Here is a 13506-nt window from a genome sequence, read left to right as displayed (position 1 = left end):
CCCCCACCTCCAACTCCTCCCCACAAGGGGGAGGAGGGACGTGCGGATATGCCGAAGGACGGACCGCCTCAAGGCGGCCAACGGGAGGACGATCACATGACGAGGACGATGCGGACGATCACCCTCGCCCTGGCGGCCCTGCTCGCCACGGGGCCAGCCTCGGCCCTCGATCTCACCAAGAAGCGCTCCAACCTGCCGGATCTGGTCCTCGGCAACGAGGAGGGCAACGATTTCGTGGTCGAGAACCGGGAGATCGAGCTCGAATCCGGCAAGGCCTATCGCCTGCGCATCGTCGCCAAGGGTCGGCAGGAATATAAGTTCTACGCCACCGAGTTCTTCCGCAACATCTGGTTCAACCAGATCGTGATCCAGCATCTCGAGATCCACGGCAGCGGCCCGCCGGACCACCTCGAATTCGACGATCCGGGCGAGATCGCCATCGAGTTCGTCACGATCAAGCCCGGCGAATACCCCTGGTCGATCCATGGACTCGAATCCAAGGGCATGACCGGCAAATTCATCGTCAAGTAAGGCAGGGCCTCCGCATGCGTCTCCTCATCCCCACATTCGCCTTCCTCCTCATCGCCGGCCCGGTGCTCGCCGACGACAAGGCCGCCTGTGCCGAGGGCATCGCCACGATCAAGGACGCCCTCGCCAAGGGGCCGTCCGAGACCGCCGCGCCGAAGCTCAAGAAGGCCCTGCGCGTGGCCGAGCGCGAGCAGGGCGAGGGCGAGTTCGACGAATGCCTCGACGCGGTCGGTGACGCCAAGCGGGCGATGAAGCCGTGAGCGACGGGGCAGGGGAGAGTGCGGCCCTCGACGTGGCCGGCGTGAGCCATCGCTTCGGCGCGCGCGCGGCCCTGTCCGACGTCTCGATCCGGGTGGAGCGGGGCAGGTTCATGGCCCTGCTCGGCCCCAACGGCGCCGGCAAGACCACCTTGTTCTCGGTGATCACCCGGCTCTACGCCAGCCAGGACGGGCGGGTCTCGATCTTCGGTCACGGCCTCGACCGCGAGCCGTCCCGAGCGCTCGCCCGCCTCGGCGTCGTCTTCCAGGCCCGCACCCTCGACACCGACCTCACCGTCGAGCAGAATCTCCTCTACCATGCCAGCCTGCACGGCATCGCGCGCCGGGCCGCGAAGGCCCGCATCGCGGCGCTGCTCGCCCGCGTGGGCCTGAGCGACCGGCGCGACGACAAGGTGCGCACCCTCTCCGGCGGCCAGTCGCGGCGCATCGAAATCGCCCGCTCCCTGGTGCATGAGCCGAAACTCCTGCTCCTCGACGAGCCCACCGTGGGGCTCGATCTCGAATCCCGTGCCGATATCGTCGCCATCGTCCGCGCCCTGGTGCGGGAGGAGGGGCTGTCGGTCCTCTGGGCGACCCACATCTTCGAGGAGATCGACGGGGCCGACGACGCGGTCGTCCTTCACAAGGGCCGCATCGTCGCGCGTGGAACTGCGGACTCCATCGCGCAAGGCGACGAGACCCTGGAAGCCGCCTTCCGGCGCCTCGTCGCCGAACCGCCGAGGCAGGCCGCATGAGTGCAATGCCCAAAGGCCTCCGATCCCACTCACGACCTCATCCTGAGGTGCTGCGCAGCAGCCTCGAAGGAGGGTTCCAGGGATCATGGAGCGAACTGGAAGCCTCCTTCGAGGCCTTCGCTGCGCTCCGGCACCTCAGGATGAGGGTGGGGATGGGACGTGCCGATAGGCCTGTACCCCGGCTATCGATGGGTTCCTTCTCATGACAAAGACCATCGCCTCGACGGTTGCCGGCCCGACAGAAAAACCCGTGCCCCATCTCGGCCGCCTCGACGCGCTCGGCTACCTGATCTGCCTCGGCGGCATCGTCCGTCGCGAGTTGCTGCGGTTCTTCAACCAGAAGGAGCGGTTCTTCTCCGCGCTCGTGCGGCCACTGGTCTGGCTGTTCATCTTCGCGGCGGGCTTCCGCAACACGCTCGGGGTCTCGATCGAGCCGCCCTACCAGACCTATGTCCTCTACGAGGTCTACGTGGTGCCGGGGCTGGCCGTGATGATCCAGCTCTTCAACGGCATGCAATCCTCGCTCTCGATGGTCTACGACCGCGAGGTCGGCTCGATGAAGGTGCTGCTCACGAGCCCCTATCCGCGCTGGCTGCTGCTGCTGGCCAAGCTGATCGCCGGCGTCACCGTCTCGGTGGTCCAGGCCTATGCCTTCCTCGCCATCGCCTGGTTCTGGGAACTCGACATCCCGGCCATCGGCTACGTGGCGGCGCTCCCGGCCTTCATCGCCGCGGGGCTGATGCTCGGCGCCATCGGCCTGCTCCTGTCCTCGATGGTCAAGCAGCTCGAGAATTTCGCCAGCGTGATGAACTTCGTGATCTTCCCGATGTTCTTTGCTTCATCGGCCCTCTACCCGCTCTGGCGCATCCGCGAGTCGAGCGAGACGCTCTACCTGATCTGCATGGCCAACCCGTTCAGCCATGCCGTCCAGCTCGTGCGCTTCGCCCTCTACGGGCAGTTCGAACCGATCGCCTGCGCCGTCGTCGTGGGCACCACCATCGCCTTCTTCACCCTCGCCGTCATCGCCTACGATCCCGGTCGCGGCATCATGGCCCGGCGCGGCGGACCGGCCGGAGACAATTCATGATTCTTTCGCGGACATTCGTACTGGCCCTGGCGGCCGGCGGTCTCCTCTGTGGGCCGGCCCTCGCCCAGCCCAAAGCGGACCCGGACTGGCCCTGCGTCCAGCGCAAGGTCTCGACCCTGAGCCCCGGCACCGTCTGGACGGGGCCGGATCTGGAGGCCGCCGGCCCTTGGGGCGACGATTACGAGGCGGCCTCGCTCGCCCAGAAGATCGCGTCGCGCCGCACCGAACTCGGCGAGGTCGATCCACTCCTCGACGAGTTCGTCGCCAAGGCCGGCGACGACAAGGCCAAGCGCCTCACCCGCGTCTTCGCCGGCGTGTTCGAGGTGGTGAACAACGAGCGCAACCGGGTGATCGGGGGGATCACGCGCTACGCGCAGGGGCAGCGGCGGATGGCCGAGCGCATCCGCCAGGAGGCCGACCAGATCAGTTCGGTGAAGGACGGCCCCAGCGCCAACGACGCCCGCGAGATGCCCAAGGAAGCCTCGGAACTGGAGACGAAATTCGCCTGGGACCGGCGCATCTTCCAGGAACGCAGCCAGTCCCTGACCTATGTCTGCGAAGTGCCGACCCTGTTGGAGCAGCGTCTCGGCGAGGTCGCCCGCAAGATCCAGGCGCGCCTCTGACCCGACGTCACCATCGGGCTTTCGCCAAGCCAAGTGTCCTCAGGCCCGCCGGACCCTCCGGCGGGCCTTTTGTATCCTGTATCAGTGCCCCTGACCCATAGGTCAGGGTCACTGAGGTCCGGCGGACGAATGCCGCCGCGCAGTCGCGCGGGCATACCTCGATGAGTCGGGCTCATCGAGGTCTGGTATTGCTCGCCGTGGATACTCGCCTCGGCCGCGGAAGGATTGGACGCCGTCGATTCGCTCGACCTTCGTGACGGTCCGCCACGTACGAAGAGGCTCATCCCATCCCCAAGACACGGAAAACATTCCGGCAGCACTTGTTGCCTAATCGTCCCGCTTGTCGTTCCTATTGATCCTGAAGTCTTTGTATTCTCTGGCAAATCGTGTTGCCCGCAGATCACGCGCGGACGCCATCTCTGTGTGTCCTTATTAGAATCGTCGAATCCCCCCGCGACCGCATTGTCGAAGCCCGATACGCCCCGCAACATTCGGTAACGAGCCGGGACAAACCGGCCACGCCATTTTGAATCGAAGGGTCTCGGGACATGAAGAAGCGGACGCTGCGGAGCAGCCTCCTCGTTTCGGTAGCGCTGCTGCCGGGCGTCGCCTATGCGCAGACGACGGTCGTCGGCGGCCAGCAGGCCGTGACGCTGCAGGAACTGGACGTGGTCGCCACCACGCCGACGCCCACCCTGCGCAACGCCCAGGGCGTCCTGCTCGGCCAGGACCGTGACAAGCTTCCCCAGAACACCAGCGTCCTGACCTCGGCGGACGTGAACCGGGTCGGCACCCCGAGCGTGCTGCGCGCCCTCGACGAGCGGATCGGCTCGATCAGCATCAACAACGCGCAGGGCAACCCCTTCCAGCCGACCATCACCTATCGCGGCTTCGAAGCCTCGCCGCTGGGCGGAAGCCCCCAGGGTGTTGCCGTCTACGTCAACGGCAACCGCTTCAACACCTCCTTCGGCGACACGGTGCAGTGGGATCTCATCCCCGACATCGCCGTCGACCGCATCGAGCTCGAAGGCTCGAACCCGGCCTACGGCCTCAACGCCCTCGGCGGCGCGCTCAGCGTTCAGCTCAAGAACGGCTTCACCTATCAGGGCACCGAGCTGAACCTCTCGGGCGGTTCGTTCGGGCGCTTCGGCGGTTCGTTCCAGCACGGGCAGCGCTCGGACAATGTCGGCCTCTACGTCGCCGGCACGGCCCTCTCCGAGAACGGATGGCGCCAGCACTCGCCCTCGCGCCTGCGCCAGTTCTACGGCGATCTCGGCGTGCAGGCGGAGAAGGGTGAGTTCCACCTCAACTTCATGGGCGCGATCAACAGCCTGACCGGCAACGGAACCCTGCCCGTCGATCTGCTGGACTTCAAGCGCAACGAGGTCTTCACCTATCCCGACAAGACGCTGAATGCGTTCGGACGCATCGGGCTCTCCGGCACCTACGACATCACCCCCACCGTGACGATCCAGGGCAACGCCTATTACGGCCGGTTCGAGCAGAACACCGCCAATGGCGACGCCGCCGAGGTGGAGCGCTGCGAGGCGAACGAGCGGTTCCTCTGCTCGGAAGGCGCCAACGAAGAGCAGTTCTTCCTGCGCGACCGGCTGAACCGTCGCGTCCAGGCGAGCAGCGTCAGGACGGCCAACTTCGCCCGGCTTCCGGCCTTCGCGGAGCGGTTCGACGAGGGCGGCCCCTACGCCTTCCTCAACTCGACCCGGACCAACACCGAGAATTTCGGCGTCTCGGTCCAGACCAACGTGCGCGAGACGCTGTTCGGGCTGCCGAACCGCTTCGTCCTCGGCGGCTCCTACGATGGCGGCCGCACGGCCTTCACCGCCGACAACGCCGTGGGCGGCCTGACCTTCGACCGCGGCTTCTTCGGCCCCGGCATCGTCGTGCGTAGCGACGACAACTCGATCACGCCGGTGAGCGTGAAGTCGAGCAACGATTACGGCGGCATCTACCTGCAGAACAACACCGACCTGACCGATCGCCTGACCCTGACGCTGCAGGGCCGGTTCAACATGGCCAAGATCGTGCTGGAGGATCAGCTCGGCACGGCCTTGAACGGCAACCACTACTTCCAGCGTTTCAACCCGGGCGTCGGCGCGACCTACAAGCTCGTGCCCGATCTCCTCACCGTCTATGGCGGCTATGTCGAGGCGAACCGTGCGCCCACCCCGGCCGAACTCTCCTGCGCCGATCCGCTCGCCCCGTGCTCGCTCACCAACTTCTTCGTCGGCGATCCGCCGCTGAAGCAGGTCATCTCCCGCACGGTGGAAGCGGGTTTCCGCGGCAAGCTGCCCTCGCCGATCGAGCTCGGGGTGCTCAGCTGGAAGGCCGGCGTGTTCCGGGCCCGCAACGAGGATGACATCACCTTCGTGCCCTCCGACATCACCATCGGCCGCGCCTACTTCCAGAACGTCGGCTCCACCCGCCGCCAGGGCGTCGAGGCGAGCCTCGCCATCACCACCCCGGTCTGGAACGCCTTCATCGACTACGCCTTCGTCGACGCGACCTTCCAGTCGCCGCTGACCCTAGCCTCCGGCGGCAACCCGTTCGCCACGCCGAACCCGGCCCAGCCGGACAACTCGGAAGCCAACCAGATCTTCGTGCGACGCGGCGACAAGCTCCCCGGCGTCGCGCCGCATCAGGTCAAGGTCGGCGTGCAGTACAACGTCACGCCGGAATGGCGGGTCGGCGTCCTCGGCCGTGTCGCCACCGGCAAGTTCCTCGTGGGCGACGAATCGAACCTCAACAAGACCACCGGCAACTACGCGGTCATCGGGTTCAACACGAGCTACCGGGTGAACGAGAACATCGAGCTCTACGGCTACGTGGAGAACGCGCTGAACGCGAAATACGCGACCTTCGGCACCTTCTCGCCGGTCGGCGAGGTTCCGATCCTGGCCCTGCCCAATGCCAGCTCCAACCGGAGCCTGGCCCCCGGCGCGCCGATCGCGGCTTATGGCGGAATGCGCATCTTCTGGTAGCCGCCCCTCGATACCAGACCTCGCTGAGCCCGGCTCATCGAGGTCTGCCCGCGCTGACTGCGCGGCGGCATTCGTCCGCCGGACCTCCCTGACCCTGACTTATGGGTCACCGAGACGTGGTAGAGCCCCTACGATGGGCCACCGCTCCGGAGACGGGGCGGTGGCCTTTTCTGTCGGTCGCCATATTCGGTCGCCATGTGCGGCGGAGTGCCCCGTCAGGGGATGATCCGCCACAGGTTCGACGATGTCGCAGCAACATGCCGGGTGGGTCGAGCGTTGGCGTGCCATGTTCGACATCATCGGAAAGCATCGCATGACCAAGGCCCTTCGCGAGACCAGGACGTCCTCGGACAAGGCGCATTCGCCGACCACGGCCTCGCCGCTGATCCGCGTCCTCGTGCCCGCCCTCGTCTTCACCGCCATTGCCGGTCCGGCTTTCGCCTCTGCGTGTTCCGACCAGATCGCCACGATCGAGCGGCGCCTCAACAGTTCCGGCGCCGTGTCGGTCACCGGCACCGCTTCGGCCGACGGCAAGGTCGCGTCCAATCCGTCGATGGGCCTCGACGCCCCTCCCGGCGGCAAGCCCACCGATCCCTCGACCACCCCGAATGCCAAGAGTGTCGACCACGCCCGTCACCTGATCGAACAGGCGCGCAAGCAGGAAGCGGCCGGAGATGCCAAGGGCTGCGAGAACACGATGACCGAGGCCAAGAAGGCTGCCGGTTCCCTGCCGTAACGCAGCACACCTGTCGCGCCGGCCTCCGGCGCAAGAACGGCAAAGGCCGCCCTTCGCGATGCGAGGGGCGGCCTTTTTGCGTCGCCGGGTGCATGCATCCCGGGAGGATATCGGATCAGTAGGCGTTCTTGGTGGTGACGAGTGAGAGCGGAGTCGCCAGCATGATCTGCACGTCGAACAGGATCGACCAGTTCTCGATGTAGTAGAGGTCGTGTTCGACGCGGCGCTGGATCTTCTCGTCGGTATCGGTCTCGCCGCGCCAGCCATTGATCTGGGCCCAGCCGGTGATGCCGGGCTTGACCTTGTGGCGGGCGAAATATCCGTCGACCACCTGATCGTAGAGGGTCGTGCTGGTCTTGGCCTGGACCGCGTGGGGCCGCGGCCCGACCAGGGACAATTCCCCCTTCAGGACGTTGAACAGCTGTGGAAGCTCGTCCAGCGACGTCCTGCGGATGAACCGGCCGAGGGGCGTGACGCGCGGGTCGCCGCGGGTGACCTGCTTCGCGGCTGTGAAATCGGACTGGTCGGCATACATCGACCGGAACTTGTAGACCTCGATCGTCTCGTTGTTGAAGCCGAGGCGCTTCTGCCGGAACAGGATCGGACCGGGCGAGGTGAGGCGAACCGCGATGGCCAGGCCGAGCATGACCGGCGCCAGCACGATCAGCATGGCCATGCCGACGACGCGATCGAAGATGGCCTTGGTGACGATGTCCCAATCGGCCATCGGCTTGTCGAACACGTCGAGGACGGGGACTGAGCCGAGATAGGAATAGGCCCTCGGGCGCAGCTTGAGCTTCGTCGCCTTGGCGGAGAGGCGGATGTCGATGGGCAGCACCCAGAGCTTGGCCAACATTTGGAGCAGGCGATCCTCGGCCGCGATCGGCAGCGTGAAGACCACGAGGTCGAGGCGCGTGGAGCGCGCGTAATCGACGAGATCGCTCACCGTGCCGAGCTTCGGGTAGCCGGCGATCACCGAGGAGGACCGGTTGTCCCCGCGATCGTCGAACACGCCGACGATGCGGATGCCCGCATCGGATTCCGCTTCCAGTGCGCGGATGAGCTCTTCCGCCAATGGCCCGCCCCCGACGATGGCCGTGCGGCGGTCGAACTGTCCGCGCAGCATGCGGGCGGTGACGAAACGGAGCAGGACGAGGCGTTCGGCGAGGAGCAGGGCCAGCCCCAGGGCGTAGAACAGCGCGAGCCAGATGCGGGAATAATGGTCGGCGACCTTGGCGAAGACCATGACCGTGGCAACGACGAGGAACGTCAGCGACCAGGCGGCGGTGAGGCGCAGGGCGGGTTTGAAGAAGGTCCGAAAGGCGGCGATCCGGTAACTGCCGAAGATCTGGAACAACGCCACCGCGAGCCCGGCCACGGACAGGATCGCCGCAGGATAGCTCCATCCCAGTGCGACGACGCCGCGGAGTTGCACGAAGTGGGTGGCGAAGCCGAGGATGGCGATGAGCGCCATGTCCGCCAGCCGCACGCTGCCCGACAGCACGACGGGAGACAGGACCCCGCCATGGTCGCGGGGCGCCCCGATTTCGGCGGGAGGAATCGCGGATTCGGCGGAGCCGTCATGAGCCGTATCGACCGCATTCGGCTGGCTGGGATTCCCCGCCGCCTTCAGAAGGTCGCGAACGTCGAAGGCGCTCATCGTCTGCTTTCGTTCGAACTTTTCGTCGGTGAGATGGGGGGACGATGCCAAGCCGGCATCACGGAACATTTAACGAAGGCCCGGCCGCCGGAAGCATGGCAAAGAGCAAGTTAGCGCGACTTCGGCAGTTCCTTCATCGGCGGCAGCGCCGTTGCTAGGGTAAACGTTCCTCGAAGCCGCAGGGCGGCGGCGTAGCCGGATAGCACATCCGCCCCCATCCGTTTCATCGAGAACCGTGTCCGCACGGATTCGCTGAGTGCCTGGGCTCGCGCGAGACCCCGGGCGGGGTCTTCGTCGAGCAGGCGGAGGATGGCATCCTTGAGGGCGACGGGGTCCTTGGGTGCCACGAGATCGTCCGCCGCCGCCCCGAAGATCTCCGGGATGCCGCCCACATTGGTCGAGACGAGGGGCTGGCATGCCGCTGCGGCTTCCAGCACCACGTAGGGCAGGGACTCGGCGAGCGACGGAACCACCATGATCCGTCCCTTCGCCAATGCGGTACGGATCGGCTGGGGCGGCTCGAAGGCCACGGAAGCGGACAGGCCGAGCCGCCGCGCCCGCTCGGCCAAGAGGTCGGCGTCCGGGCCCGATCCCACCATGAGGAGGCGGCAGGGGCGCCCCTCGGCCCGTAGCGCAGCCAGGGCGTCGAGCAGGACCGCGATCCCCTTCGCCTCGCGCAACTCGCCCACATAGACCAGGTCGTAGGCGTCCGCCCGGTGCGGCACCGGCGCGAACTCCGCCTCGTCGATGCCGTTATGGACGATCCGTAGGGTGCGGGGCGTGCCCCCCACGAAGCGCCGGTGCCGCCCGGCCACGTATTCGCTCTCGAACAGGAACACGTCGGTGCGCGCCGCGAGCAGGCGCTCGACCCCCATGTAGAGCCGGTGGCGCAGGGAACCGGGCTTGTAATTGTAGCTGCCGCCATGCGGCGTGTAGGCCCGGATCGGCGAGGGCGAACCCGGGGGCAGGCGGGCGATGCGGGCATAGGCCCCCCCCTTGGCGCCGTGGCCGTGCAGGATCGTGGCGCGGACCTCCCGCGCCCGTGCGGCGACCGCGCGTACCGCGGCGAGGTCCGATCCGTGCGGGTTGCGCCGCATGGGGAGCCGGACGATGCCGAGTGCGAGATGGGGCAGGAGTTCGTCGAGCGCCCGCGCCGCGTTCTCCCCGCCCGTGGAGGCATCGCAGACGAGGCCGATCTCGTGGCCGGCGGCGGCCTGGATCCTGACGAGGTCGCAGACGTGGCGGAACAGCCCTCCCACCGGCGCGCGGAAGACGTGAAGGATGCGGTAGACGCTCCCGCCCTCGCCTGGGGAGGGGCGAATGGACGGGATGGAGGCGGACGCACTCACGACGGACAAGCTCCACGCGACGACCATTCGAACCGGGCGACGGTATGACCTTAGCGAAGACTGGTTTCCAGAGATGCTACCACCGTCGAGGACCGTACGCCGCAGGATCGGTTCAAGTGGTCGGGAGATCGAAAACCTCTCGTTCGGTCAGGCGGCCCCTGACGGAATCTCGACGATGCGGATTTCCGCGCAAGGGTGAATCCTGGCTTTCCGCCTTGCGGGGAAATCCGCCGGTGGCAGGCTGCTCCCCGAATGACCGGCCCCCGCCAGCGGCAAGGGAACGGACGCCCTGCTGGGCGGGGCCGGATGTTCGACACGGTGGTCGTCATCAGCAATGCCGCCAGTGCCGCGAGCCTGAGTTATCTCGACATCGTCCGACCGGGCGAGACACGACGAAGGCCCGGATCCTATGGATCCGGGCCTTCGTCGATCGACGACGCATCGAAGACGAGACGTCCTCAGAAGAAGCGTTCCTTGATGACGATCGTGTCGCCGGGCCTCACCAGGTAGGTCATCGGGACGATGCCCGAGACGAGGCCGTTCGGTCCCTCGCGGGTGAGGACGGCATAGTCGCGGGCCGCCCGCGGCCCGAAGCCCGCCGCGATCGCCACCGCCGTCTCCACGGCCATGCCGTTCACGTAAGGGTACTGCCCCGAGGTGGTGACCTCGCCGAGGATGTAGAACGGCCGATAGGCATCCACCTCCACCGTCACATGCGGCTCGCGCACGAAGCCCGCCGCCAGCTTGGCCTCGATGGTCCGGGCGGCCTGGGCCGTCGATTGCCCTCCCACCTTCACGAGCCCGATGAGCGGCATGGCGATGCCGCCCGTCCCGTCGATGGCGTAGATGTTGGAGAGATTGTCCTGGCCGAAAACGATGACGCGCAGCCGGTCGCCGGTGGCGAGCGTATAGCGTCCGCCGATCGATCCGGTGGCGGTGGCGTCGAGCTGCGCGGTCCGGAAGTCGGGACGCAGGCATCCGCCCAGTGCCAGAGTGGAGGAGAGAGCGAGGAGAAGGGAGCGCCGGTTCATCATCCAAGCCGCTAAGAGCAAGTTTCTGCCTCTATTGGTAGGTTCATATGGTTAACAAAAGCTGATGCGCCGCCCGGAATGCGCTGCGTTGCAGTCGATCTTAACCGACGATCAATCTTAACGAGTTCTACTCTTCCGTGAGGCGTCCGATACGCCGTCCTGCCTTGCGTAAAGATCGTCTCATGCCCCGCTCGCAGCAGACCGTTTCCTCGATCGAACCGATCCCACAGCGGGACGAGGGGCTCGGCCTGTCCCAGCTGTTCGGGGTGCTGGCGCGGTCCTGGCGCTGGATCGTCCTTCCCACCCTGGCGGCGGGGATCGGGGCCATCGTCTTCGTGCAGGTGGTTCCGCCCCGCTATACCGGCGAGGCCAAGATCCTGCTGGAGAGCCGCGACGCGAGCTTCGCGCGGACCGCCCAGGAACGCGGCGAACAGCCCCTGGCCATCGACGAACAGGCGGTGGCGAGCCAGGTCCAGGTGGTGATGTCCCGGGACATCGCCCGGGAGGCGATCCGCCGCCTGAAGCTCGTGGGCAATGCCGAATTCGATCCCGAGGTCGACGGCATCGGTCCGGTCCAGCGCGTCCTGATGATGATCGGGCTCGGCAGGAACCCGATGGAGCGGGCGCCCGAGGACCGGGTGCTGGAGACCTATTTCGACCGCCTCCTGGTCTACCCGGCCGGCAAGTCCCGCATCCTGACGGTCGAGTTCCGCTCGCGCGATCCGGACCTCGCGGCCAAGGCCGCCAACACCATCGCGGAACTCTACATCGCCTCCCTGGAATCGGCGAAGGTGGACACCGCCCGCTACGCCTCGACCTGGCTCGGCGGCAACATCGACACCCTGCGCACCCGCGTGTCCGAGGCCGAGGCGAAGGTCGAGGCCTTCCGCGCGCGCAACGGCCTGATCAGCGGGGGCGGCGGCGCCACAAGCCAACCTCTGGGCACCCAGCAGCTCAGCGAATTGTCGACCCAGCTGTCCCAGGCCCGCACGGTCAAGGCCGATCTCACGAGCCGGGCCAAGCTCATCCGCGAGATGATCAAGGACGGCCGCGCCTTCGAGATCCCGGATGTGGCCAACAACGAGGTCATCCGCCGCACGGTGGAGCAGCGCATCACCCTGCGCGGGCAGCTCGCCCTCGAATCGCGGACGCTGATGCCGGCCCATCCCCGCATCAAGGAACTGACCGCGCAGATCGGCGACCTCGACGCGCAGATCAAGTCCACCGCCGACCGGGTGGTGCGGACGATGGAGAACGACGCCCGTATCGCCGAGGCCCGGGTCGAGAGCCTGAACGCCGCCGTCGACGCGCAGCGCGAGGTCGTCTCGAAGGGCAATTCCAGCGAGGTCCAGCTCCGCGCCCTCGAACGCGAGGCCAAGGCCCAGCGCGACCAGCTCGAATCCTACCTCTCGCGCTATCGCGAGGCCTCGGCCCGCGATGCCGAGAGCGCGGCCCCCGCCGATGCCCGCGTGGTCTCCCGCGCCGTGGTGCCCCAGATCCCGTCCTTCCCGAAGAAGCTGCCCATCGTGGCCCTCGCCCTCGTGATGGCGATGCTGCTGTCCAGCGGCGGGGTGGCGGCGCGCCATCTCCTCCGCGATCCCGACGAGACCCGCCGCCGGACCGGGCCGGACGATCGGGCTCCCGAGCCCGCCCCCTTCGCCTTTCCGGAAGCGTCCACGGCCCTGTCGCGCACCGGCACCGCCGCCGCCCTCTACGAGGCGCCGTTGATCGCCCGCGTCGTCGTCCCCCTCGCCGCCGCCGCTCCCGCCTCCGTCCCGGAAGCCACGCCGCTTCCGGTGCGGGAGGATACGGAAGAAGCCGCCGGGGAAGCGGGCCGGACGGCCGTTCCCAGCTACGATCTCCAGGCCCTCACCCGTCGCCTGCGCGAGCGCATGGGCCGCAACGGCGGAAGCCTCCTCGTGGCGGAGACCGATACGGACGCCGACCGGCAGCTCGCCGGGATCCTGGCGGAGGCACTGGCCGCGAGCGGGCGCGTCCTCCTCGTGGACGTCAATGGCCCGGCCTCTCCCTCGGACGATGCCGGCCTCACCGACCTCGTGGCGGGCGAGGCGGCCTTCCTCGACGTGATCCGGTCGGTGCCGTCGGTGCGCAGGCTCCATGCCATCCCGCGCGGCTTCGTCGATTGCGACATCCTCACGGACGAGCCGGAGGCCCTCGCCATCGCCCTCGATGCCCTGGCCCAGAGCTACGATTGGGTCGTCTATCGCCTGGGCGAGGCCCAGTCCGAGGGGGCTCGCGACCTGCTGACGGCCATGGCGGGCCGGATGAACGCCATCGTCATCGCCTCCGACACGTCGCCCGAGGATCCCGAGCTCGTCGCGCTCTACGGCCTGGCCGACCGGGAGGGATCCGGCTCCGTCCTCGTCGCCGGAGAGCACCCCGCGAACGAGCACGCCGCTGCTGGAAAGCCGGGGGCCGGCGCAAGACTTTCGGCGGCCTGAGGACTTTCGGCGGCCGGCG

At 67.4% G+C, this 13506-nt stretch carries 11 protein-coding genes; 8 read left to right on the top strand and 3 right to left on the bottom strand.

All coding sequences use genetic code 11. The features are described 5' to 3' along the window. Positions 1-96 precede the first annotated feature (96 nt). From MBTS_RS00665 to MBTS_RS00635, 7 genes are all read left to right on the top strand, one after another. On the top strand, positions 97-531 hold the full coding sequence (locus tag MBTS_RS00665; RefSeq protein WP_026175893.1) for a cupredoxin domain-containing protein: 435 nt from the start codon (positions 97-99) through the stop codon (positions 529-531). Positions 532-545: 14 nt separating this feature from the next. Then, positions 546-788, top strand: coding sequence for a hypothetical protein (locus tag MBTS_RS00660; RefSeq protein ID WP_192214883.1), 243 nt, complete (start codon positions 546-548; stop codon positions 786-788). Further along, a complete protein-coding gene (locus MBTS_RS00655; RefSeq protein WP_018043583.1) occupies positions 785-1540 on the top strand; it encodes an ABC transporter ATP-binding protein in 756 nt (251 codons plus the stop codon). The genes MBTS_RS00660 and MBTS_RS00655 overlap by 4 nt, the downstream gene beginning before the upstream one ends. A gap of 202 nt (positions 1541-1742) precedes the next feature. Beyond that, a complete protein-coding gene (locus MBTS_RS00650) occupies positions 1743-2627 on the top strand; it encodes an ABC transporter permease (RefSeq protein ID WP_056149509.1) in 885 nt (294 codons plus the stop codon). Beyond that, positions 2624-3250: a hypothetical protein gene (locus tag MBTS_RS00645; RefSeq protein ID WP_056149507.1), complete on the top strand. Its 627-nt coding sequence runs from the start codon at positions 2624-2626 to the stop codon at positions 3248-3250. The genes MBTS_RS00650 and MBTS_RS00645 overlap by 4 nt, the downstream gene beginning before the upstream one ends. A gap of 548 nt (positions 3251-3798) precedes the next feature. Beyond that, positions 3799-6249, top strand: a complete 2451-nt coding sequence (locus MBTS_RS00640; protein ID WP_018043580.1) for a TonB-dependent receptor — start codon at positions 3799-3801, stop codon at positions 6247-6249. A 313-nt stretch (positions 6250-6562) separates the two neighbouring features. Then, entirely contained in the window at positions 6563-6985 is a 423-nt protein-coding gene (locus MBTS_RS00635) for a hypothetical protein (protein ID WP_238253894.1), read from the top strand. Between the two features lie 115 nt (positions 6986-7100). Here MBTS_RS00635 and MBTS_RS00630 read toward each other — a convergent pair whose 3' ends face one another. The 3 genes from MBTS_RS00630 to MBTS_RS00620 all read right to left on the bottom strand — a co-directional run bounded on the left by MBTS_RS00630 (position 7101) and on the right by MBTS_RS00620 (position 11025). Beyond that, a complete protein-coding gene (locus MBTS_RS00630; RefSeq protein ID WP_056149755.1) occupies positions 7101-8645 on the bottom strand; it encodes an undecaprenyl-phosphate glucose phosphotransferase in 1545 nt (514 codons plus the stop codon). A gap of 110 nt (positions 8646-8755) precedes the next feature. Then, a complete protein-coding gene (locus MBTS_RS00625) occupies positions 8756-10021 on the bottom strand; it encodes a glycosyltransferase family 4 protein (protein WP_056149503.1) in 1266 nt (421 codons plus the stop codon). 431 nt (positions 10022-10452) lie between these two features. After that, on the bottom strand, positions 10453-11025 hold the full coding sequence (locus tag MBTS_RS00620; protein WP_018043576.1) for a polysaccharide biosynthesis/export family protein: 573 nt from the start codon (positions 11023-11025) through the stop codon (positions 10453-10455). Between the two features lie 182 nt (positions 11026-11207). On the opposite strand from MBTS_RS00620, the gene MBTS_RS00615 reads away from it, so the two are divergent. Then, positions 11208-13487: a GumC family protein gene (locus MBTS_RS00615; RefSeq protein WP_056149501.1), complete on the top strand. Its 2280-nt coding sequence runs from the start codon at positions 11208-11210 to the stop codon at positions 13485-13487. Positions 13488-13506: the final 19 nt, after the last annotated feature.

Origin of the sequence: Methylobacterium bullatum (assembly GCF_014845095.1) — a bacterium.
GTDB classification, from domain to species: Bacteria; Pseudomonadota; Alphaproteobacteria; order Rhizobiales; family Beijerinckiaceae; genus Methylobacterium; species Methylobacterium bullatum.
This window is presented reverse-complemented; position numbering and strand designations above follow the sequence as displayed.